This window comes from Robertmurraya sp. FSL R5-0851 (assembly GCF_038002965.1).
GTDB lineage: Bacteria > Bacillota > Bacilli > Bacillales > Cytobacillaceae > Robertmurraya_A > Robertmurraya_A beringensis.
The window spans coordinates 620,790-645,679 of the sequence record NZ_JBBOOE010000001.1 but is presented as its reverse complement, the minus strand read 5'-3'; the positions used below and the strand labels follow the sequence as shown (position 1 = coordinate 645,679).

24 protein-coding genes, 2 riboswitches and 1 other annotated feature are annotated in these 24,890 nt (G+C 39.5%); of the genes, 9 read left to right on the top strand and 15 right to left on the bottom strand.

The window, feature by feature from the left end; genetic code table 11:
- Window positions 1-63: 63 nt before the first annotated feature.
- Genes MKX65_RS03340 through MKX65_RS03325 form a run of 4 tightly spaced genes read right to left on the bottom strand, consistent with a single transcriptional unit; the run spans window position 64 to window position 2,738 of the window.
- Window positions 64-750 (bottom strand): hypothetical protein, encoded by a 687-nt coding sequence (locus MKX65_RS03340; RefSeq protein WP_340902316.1) that lies wholly within the window; start codon window positions 748-750, stop codon window positions 64-66.
- Window positions 747-1,493 (bottom strand): hypothetical protein, encoded by a 747-nt coding sequence (locus MKX65_RS03335; protein ID WP_340902314.1) that lies wholly within the window; start codon window positions 1,491-1,493, stop codon window positions 747-749. Before MKX65_RS03335 ends, MKX65_RS03340 begins: the two co-directional genes overlap by 4 nt.
- A complete protein-coding gene (locus MKX65_RS03330) occupies window positions 1,474-2,370 on the bottom strand; it encodes an ABC transporter ATP-binding protein (RefSeq protein ID WP_340902312.1) in 897 nt (298 codons plus the stop codon). The genes MKX65_RS03335 and MKX65_RS03330 overlap by 20 nt, the downstream gene beginning before the upstream one ends.
- Window positions 2,370-2,738 (bottom strand): GntR family transcriptional regulator, encoded by a 369-nt coding sequence (locus MKX65_RS03325; protein ID WP_340902311.1) that lies wholly within the window; start codon window positions 2,736-2,738, stop codon window positions 2,370-2,372. Before MKX65_RS03325 ends, MKX65_RS03330 begins: the two co-directional genes overlap by 1 nt.
- Before the next feature lie 199 nt (window positions 2,739-2,937).
- Between MKX65_RS03325 and MKX65_RS03320 the strand changes: the two genes are divergently transcribed.
- A complete protein-coding gene (locus MKX65_RS03320; RefSeq protein WP_160547269.1) occupies window positions 2,938-3,426 on the top strand; it encodes a hypothetical protein in 489 nt (162 codons plus the stop codon).
- A gap of 41 nt (window positions 3,427-3,467) precedes the next feature.
- Here MKX65_RS03320 and MKX65_RS03315 read toward each other — a convergent pair whose 3' ends face one another.
- Both MKX65_RS03315 and MKX65_RS03310 read right to left on the bottom strand, forming a co-directional pair.
- Window positions 3,468-3,695 carry a DUF2922 domain-containing protein gene (locus tag MKX65_RS03315; protein WP_377058935.1) on the bottom strand — a complete coding sequence of 76 codons (228 nt, stop codon included), beginning with the start codon at window positions 3,693-3,695 and terminating at the stop codon, window positions 3,468-3,470.
- 28 nt (window positions 3,696-3,723) lie between these two features.
- Window positions 3,724-3,945 carry a DUF1659 domain-containing protein gene (locus MKX65_RS03310; RefSeq protein WP_160547271.1) on the bottom strand — a complete coding sequence of 74 codons (222 nt, stop codon included), beginning with the start codon at window positions 3,943-3,945 and terminating at the stop codon, window positions 3,724-3,726.
- 333 nt (window positions 3,946-4,278) lie between these two features.
- Between MKX65_RS03310 and MKX65_RS03305 the strand changes: the two genes are divergently transcribed.
- The 5 genes from MKX65_RS03305 (at window position 4,279) to MKX65_RS03285 (ending at window position 9,464) form a co-directional block, all read left to right on the top strand.
- Window positions 4,279-6,351 carry a penicillin-binding transpeptidase domain-containing protein gene (locus MKX65_RS03305; RefSeq protein WP_160547272.1) on the top strand — a complete coding sequence of 691 codons (2,073 nt, stop codon included), beginning with the start codon at window positions 4,279-4,281 and terminating at the stop codon, window positions 6,349-6,351.
- A 183-nt stretch (window positions 6,352-6,534) separates the two neighbouring features.
- Window positions 6,535-6,903 (top strand): VOC family protein, encoded by a 369-nt coding sequence (locus MKX65_RS03300; protein WP_340902309.1) that lies wholly within the window; start codon window positions 6,535-6,537, stop codon window positions 6,901-6,903.
- Window positions 6,904-6,989: 86 nt separating this feature from the next.
- Window positions 6,990-7,232, top strand: a binding site (T-box leader).
- A 50-nt stretch (window positions 7,233-7,282) separates the two neighbouring features.
- Window positions 7,283-8,617, top strand: a complete 1,335-nt coding sequence (gene brnQ / locus MKX65_RS03295) for a branched-chain amino acid transport system II carrier protein (RefSeq protein WP_340902308.1) — start codon at window positions 7,283-7,285, stop codon at window positions 8,615-8,617.
- Between the two features lie 125 nt (window positions 8,618-8,742).
- Window positions 8,743-9,189 (top strand): hypothetical protein, encoded by a 447-nt coding sequence (locus MKX65_RS03290; RefSeq protein ID WP_160547274.1) that lies wholly within the window; start codon window positions 8,743-8,745, stop codon window positions 9,187-9,189.
- Complete coding sequence (locus tag MKX65_RS03285) at window positions 9,177-9,464, top strand: YxcD family protein (protein ID WP_160547275.1); 288 nt, start codon at window positions 9,177-9,179, stop codon at window positions 9,462-9,464. The genes MKX65_RS03290 and MKX65_RS03285 overlap by 13 nt, the downstream gene beginning before the upstream one ends.
- A 34-nt stretch (window positions 9,465-9,498) precedes the next feature.
- On the opposite strand, the gene MKX65_RS03280 is transcribed toward MKX65_RS03285, so the two are convergent.
- The 6 genes from MKX65_RS03280 to MKX65_RS03260 all read right to left on the bottom strand — a co-directional run bounded on the left by MKX65_RS03280 (window position 9,499) and on the right by MKX65_RS03260 (window position 17,998).
- Window positions 9,499-10,944, bottom strand: coding sequence for a PAS domain S-box protein (locus tag MKX65_RS03280; RefSeq protein WP_340902307.1), 1,446 nt, complete (start codon window positions 10,942-10,944; stop codon window positions 9,499-9,501).
- A 152-nt stretch (window positions 10,945-11,096) separates the two neighbouring features.
- Window positions 11,097-11,219, bottom strand: coding sequence for a sporulation histidine kinase inhibitor Sda (sda, locus tag MKX65_RS27015; protein ID WP_445677902.1), 123 nt, complete (start codon window positions 11,217-11,219; stop codon window positions 11,097-11,099).
- A 556-nt stretch (window positions 11,220-11,775) separates the two neighbouring features.
- On the bottom strand, window positions 11,776-12,252 hold the full coding sequence (locus MKX65_RS03275; protein WP_340902306.1) for a flavodoxin domain-containing protein: 477 nt from the start codon (window positions 12,250-12,252) through the stop codon (window positions 11,776-11,778).
- Entirely contained in the window at window positions 12,233-13,279 is a 1,047-nt protein-coding gene (locus tag MKX65_RS03270; protein ID WP_340902304.1) for a ribonucleotide-diphosphate reductase subunit beta, read from the bottom strand. Before MKX65_RS03270 ends, MKX65_RS03275 begins: the two co-directional genes overlap by 20 nt.
- 20 nt (window positions 13,280-13,299) lie before the next feature.
- Entirely contained in the window at window positions 13,300-15,585 is a 2,286-nt protein-coding gene (locus MKX65_RS03265; protein WP_340906150.1) for a ribonucleoside-diphosphate reductase subunit alpha, read from the bottom strand.
- A gap of 139 nt (window positions 15,586-15,724) precedes the next feature.
- Window positions 15,725-15,922, bottom strand: a riboswitch (cobalamin riboswitch).
- 534 nt (window positions 15,923-16,456) lie between these two features.
- On the bottom strand, window positions 16,457-17,998 hold the full coding sequence (locus MKX65_RS03260; RefSeq protein ID WP_340902302.1) for a DHA2 family efflux MFS transporter permease subunit: 1,542 nt from the start codon (window positions 17,996-17,998) through the stop codon (window positions 16,457-16,459).
- A gap of 165 nt (window positions 17,999-18,163) precedes the next feature.
- Between MKX65_RS03260 and MKX65_RS03255 the strand changes: the two genes are divergently transcribed.
- Window positions 18,164-19,042: a TetR/AcrR family transcriptional regulator gene (locus MKX65_RS03255; protein ID WP_340902301.1), complete on the top strand. Its 879-nt coding sequence runs from the start codon at window positions 18,164-18,166 to the stop codon at window positions 19,040-19,042.
- Between the two features lie 40 nt (window positions 19,043-19,082).
- On the opposite strand, the gene MKX65_RS03250 is transcribed toward MKX65_RS03255, so the two are convergent.
- The 3 genes from MKX65_RS03250 to MKX65_RS03240 all read right to left on the bottom strand — a co-directional run bounded on the left by MKX65_RS03250 (window position 19,083) and on the right by MKX65_RS03240 (window position 22,649).
- Entirely contained in the window at window positions 19,083-19,952 is an 870-nt protein-coding gene (locus tag MKX65_RS03250) for an amidase (protein ID WP_340902299.1), read from the bottom strand.
- Between the two features lie 43 nt (window positions 19,953-19,995).
- A riboswitch (cyclic di-GMP riboswitch) is annotated at window positions 19,996-20,084 on the bottom strand.
- Between the two features lie 236 nt (window positions 20,085-20,320).
- Window positions 20,321-21,091 (bottom strand): YhfC family glutamic-type intramembrane protease, encoded by a 771-nt coding sequence (locus MKX65_RS03245; protein WP_160547283.1) that lies wholly within the window; start codon window positions 21,089-21,091, stop codon window positions 20,321-20,323.
- A 121-nt stretch (window positions 21,092-21,212) separates the two neighbouring features.
- Window positions 21,213-22,649: a DEAD/DEAH box helicase gene (locus tag MKX65_RS03240; RefSeq protein ID WP_160547284.1), complete on the bottom strand. Its 1,437-nt coding sequence runs from the start codon at window positions 22,647-22,649 to the stop codon at window positions 21,213-21,215.
- A 482-nt stretch (window positions 22,650-23,131) separates the two neighbouring features.
- On the opposite strand from MKX65_RS03240, the gene MKX65_RS03235 reads away from it, so the two are divergent.
- A complete protein-coding gene (locus MKX65_RS03235; RefSeq protein ID WP_340902296.1) occupies window positions 23,132-23,824 on the top strand; it encodes a response regulator transcription factor in 693 nt (230 codons plus the stop codon).
- Window positions 23,821-24,825, top strand: a complete 1,005-nt coding sequence (locus MKX65_RS03230; RefSeq protein WP_340902295.1) for a sensor histidine kinase — start codon at window positions 23,821-23,823, stop codon at window positions 24,823-24,825. The genes MKX65_RS03235 and MKX65_RS03230 overlap by 4 nt, the downstream gene beginning before the upstream one ends.
- Window positions 24,826-24,890: the final 65 nt, after the last annotated feature.

Genomic DNA, 24,890 nt, shown 5'->3' with positions numbered 1-24,890 from the left:
CGAAGGGTGTCTGTCACCGTTCGTGGACACTTGGACCGTATTTGTACGCCTGGGGTGGACAGTTCAGTTGACGTAGAGGGCTTCGCCTTCTATTTTCAGCCCTTCAGGTGCTTTTATATACAGTACATCCATTCCAATGTTGCCGTAAGATCCGCCGGAGAACCATTCAACCTTCTCTGAGGAGAATTGTTGAAATGGAAATCCACTTGATATCTCGGCTAAATTTACTGCTACATGAGAGGGATTCATAATTTCAAGTTTATTCCCTTGCATCTCCATTTGAATGGCACCTTTTTTGTCAGTAAGATCCATTCCGTTCACAATGGTTTTTCCAGAATAATGAGTAACCTGAATTTCTTTTCCCATATCCGGGCTTTTCTCTATAAACACTTGAACATAATAATCATTAAGGGTTGTAATACCCAGCTCGTCACCGGTTATTGGAAAGTTCCACTTCTCTACAACATCTAATCCATTCTCTTCTTCAAAGGATCCTCGGAACGCCTCATTCATCACCTTATCCTGAAGCTCCATACTCTTTTCCACTTCCTCTTCTGACATCATTTCAAAAGAGGAACTATTCGTAGGTAGAAGCCAAGAAGCACCAGCAAACAGAATCAGCAAACCTACGTAACCAAGAAGTAGAAATCTTGTAGTTTTCATTCCGATCCGAGCCTTTTTCTTCGATTTGGACAGTTGAGAAACGACTGCAGCTATCACCAAGATTAGTAGAATAATGGCTACCATCATACCCCCACCTCCAAACGATTTCCTAACATATATGCGAGTAGAAAAAAGAAAAAGGTAGTGATGACACTTTTAACAGCGAAAAGGAAAAACGAAGCCTCAAGAACATAGAAACTCCCTATATCGACGATTAATGTAGCTTCTCCTCCTAAGTACGCTTGGATCGTAATGACAACAATAAGAAGCACAGGAAGTAAAAATGCGACTATCTTATTCATCTGAGCAAGCATTCCAATAAAATAACCAACGCTCGCAAACAATAAAATATAGAGAAAAAATCCTCCTAAACCCTTACATGCCTCTACCAAAGACAACTGATCTACCGCAATCGATGGTGTTCTCAAAAACTGTGAAACCACTAATCTTAATGCATACGTGGTTAGAAGCCCCATGATGGCAGCAATCACACTCGCTGTCGCTAGAAACAGTACATTCGCAAGATTGCTCACCTGTCGAGTCGTAATAAAATTGAAGTCATCATATCTATGCTGCTTGGTGGTCAGCGAGATTCCGTTTGAAAAAGCCCAAACCAACGTAAAAATAGCCACCAAACTACCACTGTAGGTTTTTACATCGTAACTAAAGGTACCGGCACTCCCTCCCATAGAGCCCGTTCCGCTTATCGAAAATAACATCCCAAGCACTTGGATAAACATAAGAGAGGTAAAAACGCCCAAATACGCTTGCAGTTTGTAGCGATACTGTTTGAAAACAACGTCTCGGATATTACTCTCTGTCAAATACATGATCAATCCCTCCCTTAGACTTGCTTGTAATATACATCCATAAATCACTAACGGAAACAGGTGACAGCTCAAGTTCTAGTAACTTTGCTTGCCGCTCTACTTCTACCCCGCGTTTCACAACAGCATAGCTCTGATCAATCCCAACTGCTTGTTGGAAAATAGCGGTTTCATTTATCAACAACTCTTCCACTACGGAAGTTCTTCCGGTCACACCAACCGCGAATTCTTTCAAATTTTCCACACTTTCATGAAGATGAACGGCCCCTTCTTTTATCAGCAAGATCTCTTCGAATAGTTCCTCCATCTCATTTAACAGATGACTGGATATGACGATCATTCGTGGATGGGCTAAATAATCTTTTAAAATGGCACGGTAAAAATCCTTACGAACGGCCGCATCCATCCCTGTCGTTGGTTCATCAAATAAGGTTAGTGGTGCTCTAGTGGATAGCCCCATAATCGTGTTGAATGTACTTCGCATCCCTTTTGAGAGACTGGCGTGGTAGGAATGTAGGGAGATAGAAAAATAATCTAAAAGTCGGTGGGCTAAATCACGATTCCAGTTCGGATAAAAGCTTTCTGCTGCCTTTAGAATGTCTTCTAATGTAAGAGCAGGATTAAAGGTGACTTCATCACTCATAAAAATGGTGTTAGCAGAAACTTTTAGGCTATTAAAGGGTTCTTCCGAAAAAATGTGGATCTCCCCAGATGTTTTTTCCAGAAAGCCTGCCATCAGTTTTAATAAAGTGGACTTACCCGCTCCGTTTCGACCAATCAACCCTATGATCTTTTCACCCTCAAGAGAAAAAGAAACACTTCTTAAAGCTTGATGCCTTCCATATGTTTTTGACAGGTTCTTGCATGCAACGATATTCATTACTCTTCCCCCTCCTTTTGAATCATCTCTATTAGTTCTTCCTTACTTATGCCTAATTGCCGAGCTTCCCTAACCGTTTCTTCAATAAGCTCCTTCAGTTTGGTGTTGGTTCGTTTTGTGAGGATGATCTTCTTTGCATCTGCAGCCACAAACATGCCAAGCCCTCTCCTTTTGTACAAAATGTCTTCATCCGCTAATAAATTTAACCCTTTTGCTGCCGTAGCAGGATTGATGTTGAACATTTCCGCCAGCTGATATTGAGAGTAAATCTTTTCGTCAGGCCGAATGGAGTCCCTTAATATCTCCCCTTCTAAATACTCAGCAATTTGTACATAGATTGGCTTCATACTATTTGAGTTTAAGATCATGTTCCTCACCTCCTATATCCATATGGTACGCTAGTGCATTACTGATATAATGTACTATATATGAAAAATATGGAAAAATCAAGCGTATTTAGTTGTACACTAACTTTTTGCGACTTTATTCATTTTTTATTTTTCCCGTCCATATAATGTAATGAATGAATTCGAACAACTAGAAAAATGACAGCTTGGAGGAGACCGCATGAACGAGTTTCTCGAAACAATGCAGCGAAAGCTTGGGGAATTAAATGATCAATCTTGGACGGTGGAAAGCCTGCTCAATAAAATTGCGACTGGTACACCTATTCGTATGTCAGAAGAACTGGTCAACCGCCTGCTACATCTTCAACCATTAGAAGGAACCTCCAATTTACAATGTTCGTTTGAAGGGGAACATCTGGTCTTAACAGGAAATACCAAGGTCATGCTCGTACCTGTTCCTTTCCGACTAGAATTGAAACCTATCATGGCAAAAGGAAGACGGATACAATTTGAGGTAGTCGACTTAAAGCCGAGTCTAAAGGAGTCCATGAAAAAGAAGCTCTTAAAAGATGCGGACGGGGTAACATACGAAGATAACAAACTCACCATTAACTTTAATGACATTGAAGTCGTTCGAGACATACCGTTCGGAAAATTAGCTGGTGTAAGAATCAAGGAAAAAGTCCTTTGGTGCAAAATCGTTATGTAGCAAAAAGAGAGTCGGTCCATTTCAACCGACTCTCTCTTATACTAAGCTAATTCATAAGGTGTTACATTTCTCTCAATAACTCTAACTCCTTTAGGGGAAACCAGCTGTCCCTTCGCACTATAAAATGCATTTGAAGCAACAATTTGATCCATCGCCACCTTCACGGCAGCTGTATCAACAGGTTCCTTGGGAGACTCCAAACTAATCGTCGAAGTTTCACCTGTTTCTGTTATGAATTGTAATTCTAATGTTTTGGCCAATTTTTTCACCTCCTATTGTTTAATAACTGAGCCCTACTTACGCGTTTACCAACTCAAAATTGTCAGCTCGTTCAATGTTCACAACTGGTAGTGAACAAAGACTTGCTAATGCTTGACCTGCTTGAAAAAGTTGATCCGCTGTAGCCTCCTTACGCACATTACTAAATATCTTCGTTTTAATGATAACTTCTCCTTTCGAGTTCAACCCATTCTCAAACAATACTTTAAGCTTCGTATCCATGATTATCGCCTGTGCCATCTCTATCACCTCCTCTCACCTTCTATATAGAAAGAAAAGAGGCATTTGGACAGGTTGTTTATAATTTTTTTTATTTATCCTCATGTTTGTTCTCGTTAAAGTTCATTTCTGTGGATAATGTGTATAACTTTGCTTATAAAATGTGGATAATGTGGATTATTTAAGTTGTATACAGTTTACTAACAGCATTTTCACAATAGTAATCCACAACATGTGAATAACCTGTAAATAAATCAAAAAATTGAAACTTTATTGTTATTAAGAACGTCATAGATTATGATAAAAATAGAAATATATACCAGTAGAATCGTTCCCTTCTAAGGAGTGTAGTTCATGATGAAAAAAGCCAGCAAAAAGAGACATGTTCCCTTACGAGTAAATCTCCTATTTTTTATTGTTTTTGTCTTATTCGTCATCCTCATTGTGCGCTTAGGTACCGTACAAATGGTCCAGGGCGTAGCCTATAAGGAAGAACTCGAAAGAACAAACGAAATCATTGTTAGCCAACCCGTTCCACGCGGAAAAATGTACGACCGAAACGGAAAAATAGTAGTGGATAACATTGCTCAAAACGCGATTACATACACCAACTGGGGAGCCAGTCAGGAGGAAATGTTAAAAACCGCAGAAAATCTCTCCGAACTCATCAAGATGGATACAAAGAAAGTGAGAGATCGGGACAAAAAAGATTATTGGATCATAAAAAATCCTTTATTGGTGAAAGAGAAAATATCCACATCCGAAGAAGAGGCCATGAGAGATTCAACAGACAGTGAAAAAGAATTTAACAAAAAGTATTATGACACGTTGCTAGAACGGATTACTCCCGAAGATCTCGCCTCTCTAAAAGAGAAGGATATGCAGATAATTTCTATTTACCGTGAATTTGCAAGTGGCTACGAATATACCCCTCATCTCGTAAAAAATGTTGGTGTAACCGATAAAGAATTCTCTATGGTTAGTGAGAATCTTAACTTTTTACCTGGTGTAGACACGGTGACGGACTGGGAACGAACGTATGCATTCGAAAATACATTAAAAACAATCTTAGGAAAAACCACTACTAGTGAAGAAGGGATACCAGCAGAACAGCTAGATTACTATCTCTCACGCGGCTATAGTAGAAATGATCGTGTTGGAAAAAGCTATCTGGAATATCAATATGAAGATGTTCTGCGCGGAAATAAATCCAAAATAAAATACTTAAAAGACAAAGCAGGAAATAATGTAGGAACGGTCCCCGTATCCGATGGAACGCGCGGCAAGGACCTCATCCTGACCATTGATATGGACTTACAGCTAGCCGTTGAAAAAATACTAGAAGAAGAGCTTCTTGCTACCAAACGGGGATTTGGCGGAACAAAGTTTCTAGACCGTGCCTTTGTTGTTTTAATGGATCCAAATACCGGTGAGATTTTAACAATGGCTGGAAAGCTTTTAGCGAGAAGCGAAGAAACAGGTAACCTTGAAATCCAGGACTTCGCGCTTGGCAACATTACTACCTCCTATAATGTAGGTTCCTCCGTGAAGGGAGCAACCGTGCTTACAGGATACCAAACGGGTGCTATTTCTCCAAATACTTCCCTATATGACGGACCCATTGCCATTAAAGGAACTCCCGTGAAAAAATCATGGAGAAATATGGGGACGATTAATGATCTGTATGCATTAGAGCAATCCTCTAACGTGTATATGTTCCGTACTGCCATAAAAATCGGAGGAGGACAGTATGTACCAAATGCTCCTTTAAGCTTAGCACCAGACACTTTTTCAAAAATTAGAGATTCCTTTGCTCAATTTGGATTAGGTGCAAAAACAGGAATTGACTTACCAAATGAAATGACCGGATTTAAAGGACCTTCAACGAAGCCAGGTTTTGCCCTTGACTTAGTTATTGGACAATATGATACGTACACAACGATGCAGCTTGCTCAATATGCCGCAACGATTGCTAATGGAGGCTACCGCATTCAGCCGCATATTGTAAAGGAAATCCGTGAGCCTGGTACGTCTATTGATAAGCTTGGCCCCGTTTACCAAGAAATACAACCAAATATATTAAATCGGGTCAGCATGAAGGACGAATGGGTCGAACGAGTTCAAACCGGATTCCGCCGAGTGATGACCTCAGGAACAGGAGCAAAAGCCTTTGGTTCTGCCCCTTATAGCCCTGCAGGAAAAACAGGTACCGCACAATCCTTCTATGACGGACCAGACCGTGATCAATTCCCTAAAAACGCACCACCGGAAGTGATGAATGTGAGCTTAATCAGTTACGCGCCTTCAAGTAACCCCGAAGTAGCCATGGCCGTCATTGTTCCATGGGTGTACACTGGAGACACAGGTCCCTCCCCGAACTTAACCATCGGGCGTAGAGTACTAGATACGTATTTTCAGATGAAATAGGCCGAACTCCCGCATGGAGGCGGGAGTTTTTTCGTTGATTTTGTGCTGTGTGGGAGGAAGTTTTGCCAGGTCCCAACTACACCCAATAAGCCCCCCTTATTCCCCATCATAAATTTTCCATATTTTACTTATCTCCTCATTCTTCCTACACTTAAACTATCAAACACGGAAAGGACCGATTGTATGAACTTTTCATTTATTAAAATTGATCATATTCAACTTGCTGCACCGGCTGATAGTGAGGATCAAACGAGGCATTTTTTTAGTACGATTCTTGGTTTAACAGAAATCGAAAAACCGGCGGCGCTAAAAAAACGCGGAGGGGTTTGGTTTCAACTCGGTGCTCAACAAGAGCTTCATATCGGTATCGAAGAACCCTTTTCTCCAGCTAAAAAAGCTCACCCGGCGTTCGTAGTTAAAAACCTGAACTCTTTAAAAGATCACCTACAAGATCATCATGTTCCGTACAAAGAGGACACCCTTATTCCCGATGTGGATCGGATTTATATCGATGACCCCTTCGGAAATCGAATTGAAATCATCGGAGAATAATAATTATATTCATCCAATTATTAAAAATATAAATGTTCAAAATATATTGACATAACATTTTTCATTTGTTAAATTAATAACCATATTACAAATTGATGACGAGAAGAGTAGGATTCAACCCCTTGTACTAAAGAGAGTCGACGCGTGGTGAAAGTCGATGTTCAAGCTGGATCTGAAAATCATCTCCGAGATGCAAAGCTGAACACTAGTAAGCTTTGACGGGTTCCGCCGTTACAAGGATCACGTATGTTGGTACGTTGACTAAGAGCCGACTGCTTTTTTGCAGCGGAATTAGGGTGGTAACGCGAGCTATCAGACTCGTCCCTTTCATTAGGGACGGGTCTTTTTATTTTTCTAAAATAGAAAAGGGGAAAAGAAAATGAAGAAATTTGACACTTTGGTTATTGGATTAATGTTATTCTCTATGTTTTTTGGAGCTGGAAATTTGATCTTCCCTCCGGTATTAGGAGCACAAGCGGGCACCTCTTATTGGCTAGCGATTGGCGGGTTTATTTTAACAGGTGTTGGATTGCCTTTTGCTGTGCTTCTTGCTGTTTCACTAGTTAAAGATGGAGCTGCAGAAATCGGCAATCGCGTCCATCCATGGTTCAGCACGATTTTTATGGTGATTGTGTACCTTTCCATCGGACCATTTTTAGCGATTCCAAGAAATGCAAATGTTGCTTATGAGATGGGAATCAAACCATTCTTAGGAAGCTCCTCCAACTCAGCTTTCGTATTATTAGCATTTTCTTCGGTCTTTTTTGCGCTTGTATTTGTAGTGAGTTTAAACCCTTCAAAGATGGAACAATATATGGGGCGCTGGATCACTCCAGTCTTACTCGTGGCAATGGTCACTTTATGCACAATCGGTTTATTTAAGATGGATGGCCATTTGCAAACACCCGCTGAGCCGTATCAAGCGAATGCCTTTTCCACAGGCTTCATCGAAGGATACAACACGATGGATGCTCTTGCCGCTCTTGCGTTTGGAATCGTTATTTTATCTGCGATTAAACAAAGAGGAATTACAGATAAGAAACAATTAACCAAGTATACCTTGAAGGCAGCACTTGTCGCTGGCGTTCTTCTTTCACTCGTTTATGTAAGCCTAGGACTTATCGGTGGAAAAATGGCTGCTTCTGGTTCATATGCAAGCGGTACTGATTTGTTAACTGCCGCATCCACCCTACTACTTGGTTCAAGTGGCAAGGCACTTCTAGGATTTATCTTTACGTTAGCTTGCTTTACAACTGTCGTCGGTCTTACGGTTGCATGTGGTCAGTACTTCTCGAAGCTTCTACCTAAAGTAAGCTATCGAACAGTGGCCCTGATTGTTACACTCATTGGGTTTACCCTTTCCAATATGGGACTTGCACAAATTTTAAAAGTTTCTGTTCCGTTCCTTGTGACAGCTTATCCGCTAACAATCGTTTTAACCTTGCTCACTTTCTTTAGTCGTTATTACAAAAATATTCGTAAAGTATATGGCAGCGCAATGTTATTTACCGGTATTTTTGCTGTAAATAGTGGCCTTGCTACAGCTGGAGTGAACCTAGGATTTTTACAATCGGTGGCAAAGGCACTCCCATTTGCCTCTGTTGGTCTTGAATGGATCATTCCTGCTTTCGTTGGAACAGCTATCGGATGGCTCCTTGGAATCTTTGAAAAAAAGCCCGTTCCATCCCAACTAGTAGAAACGAAAGCATCCTAAGCCCTCAAAAATAGAATGGAACCTCTTTCCATTCTATTTTTTTTATAAAAAACGAAACCCTTTCATCCTTACTTCGTATACAATAGAGAAGTAGAAATATACATTACAGGGGGAAAACAAAAGGAATGAAAAAGTTACTATCAGCTTTGCTAATGGCAGCACTTATTTTTTCACCAGTTGGAAACATTGTGTTCCAAGATCACACCACGACAGTGGAAGCAAAATCGTATAAATCAGGAAAGAAAAGCTTCAACAATAATTCAAATACAACGACCAATAACAACAATTCATTCTTCCAAAATAAAAAATCGGATTCGACCACAACTAATAAATCTACCACTACAGCAAATAAAGGATTCTTCTCCGGCGGTCTGATGAAGGGACTTATGATCGGTGGACTTGCTGGTCTATTATTTGGTAGTCTATTTGCAAACATGGGAATCTTAGGTTCCATTCTTGGATTCATGGTCAATGTGTTTGCTATTATCATCTTAATTAGTGTCATTCGCATGGTTTTTACCGCTCTTAAAAAGAAAAAGAAGCAAGAGAATACGAACCCATGGAGAAGCTAATTATTCCCGAACAAGATATTATTAATGCAATTTGTGTTTATATCGCTAAGAAAAAGCAAATCAAACCTGAAGCAGTCGAAGTAGAGCTTATGTATGATGATGATTACGGCTTTTCTGCTGAAGTGTTCGTGGATGATCGAAAACAAGTGCTTATCACTGCGAATTTAATTGAAGCGTTACGCCTTTGGATCGATGAATATTTAGGAAGAGATCCATATGCTCCAATCAAGCTACATTTAGACGACAATGAAGGAATCATTGCTTATATTGGATAAAAATAACAACCTCATCCACACTCGGATGAGGTTATTATATGTTACTAAAGCTTGGTAAAACGATTTCAATCGTTGTTCCTATATTTACTTCACTTGAGATATGTACGGTGCCGCTATGGCCCTCAATAATATTCTTACTTACCATAAACCCTAAACCCGTTCCCGTTTCTTTTGTCGTATAAAAGGGCTGTCCGATCTTGGATAAAATTTCCTTTGGTATTCCACATCCGGTATCTTTGAACCGAATGGTGATACCAGAAGTCCGCATGCAATTTTCCATCTCAATATGTAATGACCCTCCGTTAGGCATGGCATCAAAAGAATTTTTCATAAAATTAATGAACACTTGCTTAATTTGGTTCTCATCACAATGAATCATTGGTAGAAGACTTTCGTGCTTTAAATCCACCTGAACACTTTTCATATTGGCTTCTGCATCTAATAGTGAAATACATTGCTTTAAGGTTAAGCGTAAATCGGTCTCTTTAAAATTGTTTTTTTGTGGCTTTGCTAGTGATAAGAGTTCACTTAAGATCAGTTCAATTCGAGCGATTTCTGACTCAACGATTTCATAATACAGCTGTTTTTCATTGGAGTTTTGCAGAAGCTTTAAAAACCCTTTAATTGCTGTAATAGGATTTCGAATTTCATGTGCAATCGCAGCTGACAACTGTCCAGCAATTGAAAGCTTTTCCGACTGAATCATTAGTTCTTCCGCTTGTTTTCGGACTGTTATATCACGAAAACTAACAACGAGCCCGTTCTTGCCCCCCTGATAGTCCTTAATCGGAAAGCTTGTAATCATAACATCCATTGTCATTCCATTTTTCTTCTTAACCGTTGTTTCGTACCCTTCCACACATTCTCCACGAAGGACCTTTTCCTTTAATGGCTCTTCTTCTTCATCTGCAAAAAATCTAACATCGCGCATTCTAATACCGATTAATTCCTGAAGATTCCAACCAAACTCTTCCTCAAACTTAGTATTAGCTTTTGTTAGAACCCCTTTTTCATCGAAGATTAAAATAGGGTCTAAATGATTATCAATAAAAGATTCTAGCTGGGAATGATTCGTCTCCACTTGTGGATCCATCTGTTTACTAGATGTGATATCAACCACTTGGCCAATAATATAATCCGCTTGTGACGTACTAACTTTATGGGCATTGATGGATCCCCAAACCACATGACCTTTCTTATGTACAAACCGCTTTTCTACTTGAAAAGAATCTACCTCTCCAGCTACTAACATTCGATAATTTGAATCTATTGTTACATAATCTTCTTCATATAATAAACATCTTAGCCCTAATTGAACGATTACTTCATTTGAATATCCTGTAAAATGACAAAAGGACGAGTTTGTTTGCACGATCTTACCATTTATCCCTAACAGCACCATTCCTAATGGGGCATGGGTAAATGCCTCAAACAATAGTTCTTTATCCATTGCGTGTAATTCCAAGTAAGTTTCTGTCAATTCCCTATCCCCTATGAACGAAAATTAGCGGATTCCCTTAAAGGTTTGCTCCTGCAAATTTATAGAATCGCCCTTACTTCTCATTAATTTAACCTGCCATACCTGCTCGTAAAGGTAACTTGTCTATCTAATAGTATCTGGCTAAAGGTCAATCACTGCTCAATTGAATAGTTTTCTACTAATTGTCTTAATTTTCTTTTGTCTACCTCTTCCTCTAATAACTGTATAAGTTCATGATCTAAAGCCAACTTCAATGCTGCAGCATAAGCATCCATCAACTATTTGTCTGATATTTTCAAAACTTACTATACCCCTTTTTCCATAAACTTGCTGCAATCCGAAAGAATTTAATAGTTATGATCATGACTTCATGAAGCGTAAATACTATTAGATTGTTTCTTCTCCCTTACGTAAGTCGTTTATACTAAAGGTAGAACAAGAATGAAGGTCGTCCCTTCCCCAGGTTTACTCGAAACCTCTATAATTCCACCATGATTTTCTACTGGTCTTTACCGGTTTCTATTTCATCTCCTGCTAGTAAAAAACTAACAAGCTCATTCATTTGCTTATCCGTCATCTGCTTTACCCTCACTCTTTATTTTAACAAAGAATGGTATTTTTAAACAAATCTTTCATTTTTACTCATTGAAATTTACATATAATTCTAGTTTAATATATTCATTTTTGTCTATAATTAAACACAAAAAAGAAGGATCTGCCTTGCGCATGCAGTCCCTCTACAAAAATAGAGACCCTCCTTTATACCCAAATTATATATATGGTAAACATTGAATATAAAAAAAGGTAGTAGGCAAGAGCCCACTACCTTTTTCACACCGTACTATAGGTCCGACTTTGAATTTTTTCTATCATTAACTCAGCCAGTTTTTCACATTTTTCATAATCCTTAAACTGTGGCTGTAATTCTACTTTTAGTGTGGCTACTAAGGAAGTATGAACATAGAGCATATCCCTAAATTCATCCACCGCTCCACAAAAGGAAGGGTAAAAGGAATCCCCCGTCCCAACCACTCCTGTGGCGAGCTCTCGAACATGTTGACGTTCTATTTCTTGGTACACAGGCTTCATTTCTACTGGAATTTCTCCATTGCCCCATGTGTAAGTTCCGATGACCAACCCATCATAGTCATCCATGTTCGCACGGAGAAAATCTTCTACTTGAAATAAATCCGTAGACATTGATCGTGATTGAAGGCAGCTTGCTACCATACGAACAAGTTCTTCTGTATTCCCCGTGACGGATGAATAGACAATCGCTACTTTTCCCTTAAAGTTCGTCAAAGCCATTGGACTGTGTCACCTTTGTATAGGTACGGGATTTCTGCTCAAAAAAGTCTGACTTGGTTTCATTAATCATTTCGTCACTAAACACTTGAATCCATGGCATTGAATTTTCACGGTCACCATAAAGATGATCCAGACCCAATTGACGAAGCCTTTTATTGGCCAGATACTCCACATATTGTCCGAACTCTTCCAGATCAATTCCGTTCATCTCTGCTAATATTTCTCCCGCCCATTCCTTCTCCAGCTCCACCGCTTCTTTGATGCGATTCTTTGCATATTGAATATTTGCTGGGTTATTGAGCTCTGGATTTTCCGTTAACATAATTCGTACAAACTGAGAAATAAAATACGCATGCTGCATCTCATCTCTTTGGATATAGCTAATCATCGTACTCGTCTTTAACATCTTTTGCTGACGAGCAAGATTATAGAAAAAGGCAAAGCCCGCATAGAAGTAGATTCCTTCTAAAATGATGGAGTTGATGGCTAGCTCGTATAAATTCTGTGCATTTGGATGGGAACGGAATTGTTCATAAGCATCCAAAATAAGTTGGTTTCTCTTTTGCACGATCGGGTCATCCTTCGCTTGATTAAAACGCGCATTTTGTTCACTGACTGGAACCAATGAACTTAATATATAGGAGTACGATTCATTATGAACAGCCTCCTGCTGAGCAATGACCGCAAAGATGGCCTTAAAGCTAGAATCGCTCACATAATCGAGCACTTGACTCATCGTTGGTGTTTGAAGGCTATCAAGGGAGGCAAGCTGCGTGTTCACTCGTAAAAAGATATCCTTTTCATGTGAAGATAATGAATCCCATTGTTTAATATCATCTTGCATATTGATTTCTTGTGCCTTCCAAAAATTAGACAGCAAGGTTTGATACAAATCATACATTTGTGGATAGGCGATATCATTCCAGTTTAAGAGACCGGAAGATTGTCCGTTAATAATACCTGTTGAACGATTTGGAAAAGTTGGATTCAACAGTTTGATTTTATTTAATGGGGCATTGATTGACATGGTCCCTTCTCCTTTCAAGCTTAGCTATGGCAAGCTTCACATTCTTCAATCTCTGACTGTGAGGTACTTCTCACATAATACGTGGTTTTTAACCCTTGCTTCCATGCTTCTATGTGTAAATGGAGCAAGTCTTTTGCTTTAATATCATGTCTCACATATAAATTAAAACTGATGGACTGATCAATATGGCGTTGACGTGCAGCGTTTTGGCGGATGCTCCACACTTGGTCTAACTCATGCCTTGCTCTACGGTAGTACGCGTATGTGCGATGGTTTAAGTCAGGTGCGGTTACCTTGAACTTAAAGTTCTTCTTTTCCTCTGCATATTCTACTGCGTACAATGGATCAATTCCATCGGTGGAACCACCAATTTTTGCCGTAGAAGAATTCGGGGCAATCGCCATCAGCCAGCCATTACGAATTCCGTTTGTTTTTACTTGTTCCTTTAATTCACTCCAACGCTCGGACGTGTAATTTCTCCGCTCGAAGTACTTTCCTGTAGCCCATTCAGACGTCTCAAATTGACTGAATGCTCCTTTTTCCTTCGCAAGCTCCATAGAAGCTTGGATGGTATAATAGGCAATATTTTCGTATAGTTCATCAGCAAACTGGACCGCTTCCTCTGATTCCCAGTGGATCGATTGTAAGGCTAATAGGTGATGCCATCCAAACGTACCTAGGCCGACCGCTCGATATTTTTGATTCGTTAATTCGGCTTGTCCGACTGGAATGGTATTTAGATCAATCACATTGTCTAGCATCCGCACTTGAATTCTGATTAATCGTTCAAGCTCATTGGCACCATAAGACTTTGCGAGATTGATCGAGGAAAGATTACATACAACAAATTCTCCCGGCTTTCTTACGATTACTAGATTGCCATCTTCGTCCTTGTATTCTTTTACAATCGTTGTACTCGACATGTTTTGGGCAATTTCGGTACATAAATTACTGCAGTAGATAGACGTTCTTCCTTCTGTACGCTTATTTGGATTTTGACGATTGACCTCATCTCGATAGAACATGTATGGTGTACCTGTTTCTAACTGTGCGACCATGATTCGGGCCATAATATCCATTGCACGGTAGGTTTTTCTTGGTAAAAGAGGCTGATTCACCGCTTCTTCGTATTTTTCCGTAAAATACTTTCTATCATTTTCATCATAAAAGTCTTCAAGTCCAAGAGGTGTTCCATTTTCGTCCTTCCAGCCCATCAGCTGCTTTACTTGGTGTGGACAGAATGTATGCCATTCCCCGATGCTTCTGCCATTTTCATCTTTTTCTAAAAGTTTTTCCATAAATAAATCTGGAATGGTAACTCCAGTGAAAATATCGTGAGCCTTTCTTCGTTCATCACCGTTATTGGTTTTTAGCTCAAGGAAGCCATTCATCACGTCTTTATGGAATATATCTAAATAAATGGCGACTGCTCCTTGTCTTTGCCCCAATTGATCGACACTTACAGCCGTATCATTAATCAATCGAATCCAAGGTACAACACCAGAGGACATCCCTTTGAACCCTTTGATATCGGAACCTAACGCACGAACCTTTCCGTAATAAATTCCGATGCCACCGCCTTCTTTACTTAAGCGAGCGATATCCCAATTGTTCAAATAAATCCCGTCAAGCGAGTCATCCACTGTGTCAATAAAACAAGAGGACAGCTGACCGAAGTTCTTCCCAGCATTGGATAAGGTTGGTGTTGCGACAGTCATATATAAATGGCTTAATGCCCAATAAGCTTCTTTTACTAACTCTAGTCTTTGGCCTTTCGATTCGTTCATCATGATAGTCATGGCAATCACCATGAATCTCTCTTGCGGCAATTCATATACCTTTCGATCATGATCTCTTGCAAGGTAACGATCGGCAAAGAGGAACAGACCAATATAGTTGAAAAGCTGATCTCGTTCCGGATTGATTCCCGCTGCTAATTGTTTAATTTCTTCCTCTGTATACATTTGCAGCAGTTTTGGAGAGTAAATTCCTTTCTCCGTTAACGTTGCTAGCAAATCGTAAAAGTCCCCATATGTATATGTGGAATCGTAGTTTCGGTTTTGTGAAGCTTGTTTGTATAGTTCCGTTAAATAGATTCGTGCGGCAACAAAAGTCCAATCCGGCTGGTCCATCGCGATTTTATTTAAAGAATAAAATAAAGCTTGTTGGCTCACTTCTTTTTTTGCTGCCTCTAATTCATTGATCATTTTTGTTATCTCTGTCGCGTCTAACTGATAAGTTGAAGAACACTCTTCAATCGCTCTTAACACCGACTTATAATCTTCATGTACATCTACTACTGTCATGCTCGTCCCTCCTGAAAATAAAAAATCCGCTAAGGTGGGTCCTTGAGCGGATGAAACGATTTCAGCAAAAGACAAACAGGCAAACACGATTTTGTCTTCTGTCGCCATCGTCTCATCTTCCCAAGTCCCCGAAGAAGTTGAAACATCTTAAGTAAGATAGGTCTCCTGACTTATGCTTCACTCTACTTTGAACCCTTCCCATTTAGGCACCTACTTCTCGTAAGCAAACTACACAGTGGTTTGTTCATTTTGTCAGCATTTACAGTTGCGGGGGCAGTTCTGGTCTTTCACCAGATTCCCTATTAAGCCGTGCGGCATCTTATCTTAAGGCAACAACACTATATATAGTTGGAATTTAATTTTATATACCCATATCTAGATAATACAAATTTAATACTAAAGGTAGTTTAGTAGATTAGCAAGTAGAAAATGTTTGTTTTGGTAAAATATTGTTGTTGACTTCGGGAGGACATGGGGCCTGTAGCTACTCACTATCGGCTGTGGATCAGGTTAAGCAACCGATCTGATAAATAGACGGAGGTATTCCGCTTAATTAGTAATTTTTTCTAAAAAAGACCTAAATAGACGGAGAGATTCCGCCTATTGTCTCAGAAAAATTGAAAATAGGGGTTTTTTCTTTGGATAAGCGGAAAACCTCCACTTATTTACCCCAAAACGAACTCCGTTCTACATTTAACGTAAAAATCTCCGGTTATTTTACTTTTGCTGGTTACTTGATTAAGGATAAGACAAATTTCAATATCTTCATGAACACCGTACTTCAAAACAGACGGTGAAGGTATCCCAATCAAAAGCACAACTAAAAAAGAAGAACTCCTTTTCATTTTCAAGGAGTTCTTCTTTTTTATATTTAATTCTCAGCTAACTTCGCCGGTACCACCTTTGGCGCCTCTTTTCCTTCTAGAGGATCCTCTGCTTGAGTGGCACGCTTGATAAAGAAAGCGAGAATGAAGGCAACAATTGAAATCCCTGTAGCCACTAGGAATGCATCGTTTATTCCTTCGAGCATCGCCTTCATCATGATCTGCTCTTTCATTTGAGCGATCATTTCAGCAGTTGGCTGTGCGACTCCTGCTCCTTGACCGGCTGCCGTCTTCATCGCTTCGTCAGCTAGTTCTTGAGCGTGTGTTTCTGTACGATTGGACATAACTGTAACGAGTAATGCGGTTCCGATTGCCCCAGCCACTTGGTTTAACGTATTGTTCATTGCTGTACCATGTGGATAGAAACGCGTCGGAAGTTGATTTAATCCGTTTGTTGAAACAGGCATCATAACAAATGACATCCCGATCATCCGGACCGTGTAAAGGATAACTAAGTGGGTATAGCTTAAATCTACCGTTAACTGACTAAACTCATACGTAGTGATCACCGTGATTCCTAAACCAATAAGCGCCAATACTCGCCCACCAAATTTATCAAACAATCTCCCCGTAATAGGAGACATAATCGCCATGGCGATGGCACCTGGTAGGAGCATTAGCCCTGCGTCCAGTGGAGAAATTCCACGAATCGTTTGAACATAAATGGGAATAAGGATCATTCCTGAGAACAATGCCATGTTGGTTACCATGGAAATAGTAGATGACAAGGCAAACATTGGGTATTTAAACACTCCAAAGTTTAACAACGGAGTGTCTTGCTTCATTTGTTTTAAAATAAATGTTACTAGCGAAATGAAACCGACGGCAATCGCCAGGTACACATGCGGACTGTCCCAGCCCTTGCTTCCTGCTGAGCTGAAGCCGTAAAGGATTCCACCAAATCCAATACTTGATAAAAGTAAGGAGAAAAAGTCTAAACGAAGATTACTCTTTTCTTTCTTATCTTTTAAAAGGAAGAATCCGATTAATACCACTACTACTGAAATAGGGGTAATAAAGTGGAAAAGCATTCTCCAATCATAGTGCTCAATAATCCACCCTGATAAGGTAGGTCCAATCGCTGGCGCAAACATGATAATTAAACCAAATACCCCCATCGCTGTTCCTCTTTTTTCAATTGGGAAGCTAACAAGCATGACGTTCATAAGCAATGGCATCATAATGGCCGATCCGGATGCCTGAAGCATACGTCCTGCTAAAAGAATCGGAAATTCGTGAGCCACACCAGCAACTAGTGTACCGATCGTGAATAAACTCATAGCGACTAAAAATAAATTACGAACAGAATATTTCTGTATTAAGAAGGCCGTAGCCGGAATTAATATCCCGTTAACGAGCATAAAGCCTGTAGTTAACCATTGAACCGTGGCAGCTTCTACCTCTAAATCCTTCATGATGGATGGCAAAGCAATATTTAATAAGGTGTTATTTAAAAACGTGATGAAAGCCCCAATTAACAGAACTCCAATAATTCCGTATGGCGGCCGTTTATCTTGTTTTTCAGCCATGTATGTTCCCCCTATACTATAAGTCCAATAAAATGTACTTCAGTTATATACTTAACATATATTATACCCTCAGTACAAAAAATGCAATGGAAAAACACAGCTAAATAATGGGTTTGTAACCTTCAGAAAAATAAGTTACTATATTTTTATACAGTGAGTCCAAATATGAATTCAGGTGATACGATGAAAGATCGGAAGCAACATGTTATCGATACAGCACATCAGCTTTTTGTAGAAAAGGGATTTCAAGCAACCTCCATTCAAGACATTTTGGATTATAGTAGTATTTCTAAAGGAACCTTTTATAATTACTTTTCTTCCAAGAACGAACTACTTATGGCCATTTTCCGAGTGATACAAAAAAAGTTTGAGCACGAAAGAAACGAACTCTTAATTGGAAAAGACCCGTCAGATATTGAAGTGTTCATTAAGCAAATGGAGCTGCAAGTGAAGACGAATCGAGCGAGTAAACTGATTCCTTTATACGAAGAAGTACTATTTTTAAATGATTCTGAGTTAAAAAAGTTTATTAGTGATTTTCAGTTACGAATGTTACGTTGGGTATACGAACGCTTTGATGAAATTTTTGGAGAGAGCAAGAAGCCTTATCTTCTGGATGCTGCCATTATGTTTACAGCTATTTTCCACCATAACCTTAAGTACGAGAGAATGGCGAATAGCTTAAAGAGTAATCCTGAGCGAGTAGTCAGATATAGTGTCAATCGACTTGTGGCGTTAATGAAGAATGTCGGGGAAACCGGTGAGCAACTTCTTTCACCAGAACTGTTGGATGATTGGTCTCCAACTTGTCATAAAAAAGATAAATCTTATCAAGAAAAGCTAACTCTAGAAATCATGAGTCTGAAAAAAGAGAGCATGAATATGCCCGACTCTGTGAAATATATTGAGCTACTTGATTTTATTCTAGAAGAACTTTTGCAACCTAATAATAAGAGGCAATTTGTAGTAGAAAGTGCTTTAGCAAGCCTAGAGGGTCACTTTGGAAAAGCAAAACTACAACAGTTACGTTCATATCTTAATTAAAGAAAACTAGCAGGTTTCTATCCCTGCTAGCTTTCTTTCGTTATGGTTTCATGGTTTTCCAGCTTCCCACATGGTGGATAGCCAACCCCTTATATCCAGGGCTTGTTCCGTAATGTGAGGCAACGGAAGCCAGCTGTTCGTTCATGTAGGCTTCCCCTTCTTCAAAAAAGGAAATCATATCGCCTTCGTCTGTTGCCCCTGTTTCTACACCGATGACTAATGCCTTATGGTGTTTGCCAGCAAAGGCTACTTCATTTTTTACAATTTCAATGATGGCAGGAGCACTGTCACGGTAGGCCATAATTGTTACACTATTCGTTTTTGTAATAACCCACTCTGCTAGATTTCCTTTGCCATACGTATTGTTATAAGACACTTCATCAAACCAGAATGGCAGGTCGGCTTCAAGTGGCAGTTTTAAACCTGCAGCAGAGGTATTCGCTTTTGTGATTAACTCTTGAAAGCTTTTGACAGTTGCCGCTCTATTCGTATTCCAACCGCTATATAAGTAAGGCTCTACATCTAAATGAATGCCTGTAAATTTTTGCGAAGCGGTTGATCCTGCTTGATAGGTTTTCAACCAATTCATTAACGCATCTTGATTTCGATATCCTTTTGGAGCTACCCAGCTTGGTGCTCCGTCTAGAGCATATACTTTTATTCCTTTTACGGATGCCTTCGTAATAAAGCTACGATATACATTCATAGGGATATCACGGTCAATTTGTACATACACTTTGTTGATTTGCTTTTGTTCAAGAAAGCTTAAGGTTCCTGTTTCATTGCTCACAATGTCCCACGGATTCCAAAGCCATGTGGAGCGATCTACCGTAGAAGCACTCATGTTTGATCCAAAGCCTCCCATTGAAAAAAGCAACACCATAATCATAGATACAACAAGCTTTTTCATTTTACGTTCCCCCATTCTGCAAGCCGAGGCTCACAAAATGAGACCTGGCAACCTGACGACCATTCGCATGATAAGCGATTAGGCTCACGGCTTTGCGTCCTTCCCTTTCGGTAAAGTTTGCCTTTTACAGTTTTTCTTTTAGGCTCTTTTCTAAAACATTGTTGCTATATACATACTTTTTAGGAATTTAACTATAAGGTATAAGAATATTTTCATCCTTAGAAAAGAGCTACTCTCCAAATAGTCAAAAAAACCCAGCGTTATACGGGGAAAAATCCGGCATTTGGGATTTTTCCAAAACAACCAATTTACGAAAACAGCCTTCTTTTATTATACTTTATCAAAACCGACTTTTGCCTCAGGTATTTTTACCCGATCAGCAATTTTCTTAATCTTTTTATAATGAAGAAAGATAGAACTCCGATGAAGGCAATGTATAACTCAATGATCCATAAACTCTTGATGTATCCAGTTTGGAAGAATACTAAAGGAAAATCAATCGCCGCATGAGCAATTATAGCAAGCAGTACGTATTGAAACTTCTTTTTAATGACCGCTAGTAAAACAAGTAAAGTGAAAGCGATTTGCATATAGAGAGCAAAGAAACGCTCTGGTATTGCCCATAAGTAGTGAGAGATTCCTTGATTTAATAACGTCTCTTTAATGGTTGCTGCCTGATCACTTGGAAGACTGGCTCCTATAGATGAATCAAATGTACCTGCATTGATCATCGTTGCAAAAAGAAGAAATGGTACCACCGTTGAAAGGGCAATAACTACGGCTTCAATGCCACCCCAGCCTACCCCGAAAGACAGGCCACCCCTGTAATCCTGATATTTTTTTAACAGCCAGATAAATAAGATATACCGTCCCAATTCCTCGAAAATCCCTGCAGCTAAACCGCCATATAATCCAAATAACCATGGATGGTCCGCATAGTTTGGAAAACTGGTTATGACGAGAACATGAAGAAGTTTCTCTAATACTTGAGTGATAATAACAAACCCAATGCTCCCTATTATTAACGGCTTCAGAGAAATGCCTACCTGTTTTTTTGTCATCAGAATGGCACTCACAAATAGAAGAATGGAAAATATGATAACTGCGACCATGCTCAAGATCACTGCATTGCTAATCATAGTAAATCCCCCTTGTTTTTATTATCATTATTGATAATGATAATATTAAATCATGAGTAAGATTCTGTCAATTGGTTTCGTTCTTTTTTTGTCAATTAAAAAAGCACCCCTTAGGAAGTGCTTATTTTCTGGCTATATGAACCTTTAATTGTTTCCCTTTTACCGTGGTATGTTTCATTTCGGACAACACCTGTGGCCCTTTGCCATTTAGGATTTCTACATAAGAAACTGTGTCAAGAATCGTGATAATTCCGATATCCTGTGCAGAAACACCCTCAATTTTACAAATGGTTCCGACAAAATCCACGGCGCGCAGCTTCTTTTTCTTTCCGCCATTAAAATAGAGCTTGGTGATATCCTTATTGAGTTCTTCACTCTTTAGTTGCTTTATTTCTGGCTCTGAACCAATCTTCTCTTCAAAGGCAGATCGTAATCTCTCCACCTGCCCCGAAGCAGGTTTCTCCTTTTGTGGAATGTGAAAACCAATAAGCTGCTCAATTTCTTCTAGCAGTCGTCTTTCTCTTTCTGTAACAAAGGTAGTAGCTTTGCCTTTCATCCCCGCCCGACCGGTTCTTCCTGTACGATGCACATAGCTTTCTTTTTCGTATGGAATATCAAAGTTTACCACGAGTGAAATATTTTCAATATCAATTCCACGGGCTGCCACATCGGTTGCGATCAGGTAGCGAAACTCTCCCCGTTTAAATTCACTCATCACTTCAAGACGATCTTCCTGAATCATTCCACCATGAATTTTATCGCAATCATATCCAAGCTCTGTTAAATGATCGACCACCATATCCACACGGTCCTTTGTCCGGCAAAAAATGATACAGCTATCCGGGTTTTCGATAATCGTTACGTTTTGCAATAATTGCAGCTTTTCCTGTTCCTCCACCCAATATAAGGAATGCTCAATTAATCCAGTTGAAGTGCTTAAAGCTTCCATTTCCACCTCAATAGGTGCTTGCAAATAGTTTTGGGCTAGTTTTTTTACGGTATCTGGAAGAGTGGCTGAAAAGAGCATGGTGATTCTTTTGTCCGGAACCGCCTGTATAATGGCCTCTACTTGCTCGATAAAGCCCATATTTAGCATTTCGTCCGCCTCGTCAATGACAAGGAATCGAACTTGATCGAGTAGAAGGGTGCCTTTTTGAATATGATCGAGCAAGCGACCTGGTGTCCCTACAACGACATGAGTCTTTTGCTTAAGCTTCGTTTTTTGATACATAAAGGATTGCTTTCCGTATATTTCTACTGCATTGATTCGTTTTAAACGGCCGATATTTATAAAATCTTCTTTGATCTGTACAGCTAACTCTCTAGTTGGGGTAAGCACTAGAGCTTGCGGTTTATTTTCTGCCCAATCAATCATTTCACAAATCGGAATGGCAAAGGATGCTGTTTTTCCACTTCCTGTGCGTGACTTAACGATCACATCCTGCTCCTCAATGACAAGTGGAATAACCTTTTTTTGGACTTCAGTTGGTTGTTGATATTGTAGGCTCGCTAAAGTACTCAATATTTCTTCACTTAAGGTGAAATCTGTAAAATCCATAAAACAGCCTCTTTTCAAAATTTCTTTACAATACTAATTTTACCGAACGTATTCTTTTTATTAAGCAATATGTAAAGTACATTTCATTTGACCACATATTCATTAAAATGTACATGTTTCTTTAGGAACAGAGGGAAAACATATTCACAATGCTTAAATCTTTTGTTTTCAGCAGCTAAATCTTTTACGGGGGGCACTCATCGTGCTAAAGGAAAAACAATCTTTGATTTGCATAATAAGCGAATGCTAGGTTTGAGTAAATTCCCTCCTCTTTCCCCCCATGGAAGGCTGGACTTACTATTTACTCAAAGGAAAATCCAATTTAGGGTGTCTGACACCCTTCGTGGACAAATATAGCAGTTTTGTCCGTGTGGGGTGGACACTTAAGAGGGTCACTATATTATTTGTTATTTTTTTACATGCAAATAATTTTCTTTTGTTTGTGGTTTCGTTACAATGATGAAGAAAGTTGGTGAACATATATGTTTAAGATTCTTCTAATTGAAGATGATTCTAGTCTTTTTCATGAAATCAAAGATCGCCTGACACAGTGGTCTTATGAGGTTCACGGGATCGAAGACTTCGCCCTTGTTCTCGAGGAGTTTACAAAGGTCAAGCCTGATCTAGTCATCATTGATATACAGCTTCCTAAATACGATGGTTTTCACTGGTGCCGCCTGATCAGAGCCCATTCTAATGTGCCGATCATCTTCCTCTCTTCACGTGACCACCCAACCGATATGGTCATGAGCATGCAGCTAGGGGCAGACGATTTTGTTCAGAAGCCCTTCCATTTTGACGTGTTAATTGCGAAAATCCAAGCGATTCTACGCCGAGTCTACAACTATAGCAATCATACAGTCATTTTGAAAACCTGGTGTGGTGCGACAGTGGATTACGAGAAAAATACAGTAACAAACAACAACGGATCAATCGAGCTGACCAAAAATGAAATGTACATTTTAAAAATATTAATCGAAAAAAAGAACAGCATTGTGAGCCGCGAAAACATCATTAAAAGCCTTTGGGACGATGAACGGTTTGTTAGTGATAATACACTAACGGTAAACGTCAATCGATTACGAAAAAAACTGGATGAGTTACAGCTTGGCCACTATATAGAAACCAAGGTAGGTCAAGGGTATATCGCCATCGAAGAGGGCACTTTACCATGATCCAAAAATTCGTAACCGAACGACGTAGTTGGATAATCTTTTATGTCTTCATCCATCTCTTAATGGTCTTTGTCGCTTTTCTCGATTCTGCGATTCCGCTCAAACCCATTTTATACATTGTGTTTTTATCCATTCTCCTCTTCTCGATCTTCCTTTTCATCAGATATCAAAAGGAGACTCGTTTTTTCAAAGGAATTGATGAGTGGGAGAATAACTTAGATTTGTCTCAAATTCCTCAAGCAGAAAGCCCCTTTGAGGAAATGATAGAAAAAAGTGTCTATAAACAAACGGAATTGCTAAGAAATCAGTTCAATCACCATCAACTCTCATTAGAGGATGAGAAGGACCAGCTGTTAGCCTGGATTCATGAAGTAAAGACTCCTTTAACAGCCATGCATCTCATTATTGACCGCATTCCTGATGAAAAAACAAAGGCCAGTCTCACGCATGAATGGCTACGAGTTCACCTATTACTCGACCAACAACTTCATCAAAAACGGCTTTACTTTATTGAGAATGACCTTTTTATTGAAAAATTAGATCTTCACACTCTGGTGATTCCAGAAATCAAGACCTTACAATCTTGGTGTATCCAAAAAGGCATTGGCATAGATATTAATCTACAAGAACGAGAGATCCTTACAGATGCGAAATGGTTCGCTTTTATCCTACGTCAACTGTTAACCAATGCCGTTAAATACAGCAACCAGTCAGATATTTACATAAGAAGTTTAAAGAAAGACGATCATATGGTCATAGAAATACAAGATTGCGGGCGCGGGATTGATCCACGGGACATGACACGGATTTTTGAAAAAGGGTTCACGTCTACTTCCACCCATCAAGATCATTCGGCCACGGGCATGGGATTATATTTAGCGAAAAAAGCGGCTGATTCCCTTCTAATACAAATATCAGTTCAATCGACTCCAGGTGAGGGGTCAACTTTTATGCTCACTTTACCTAATCGTAATGAATTCGTAAAAATAACAGGCATGTGACAAAGATGTCACATGCCTGTTTCAAATGTTAGCTGAATCGAAGGATGGGAGCTCCCCACCTCATT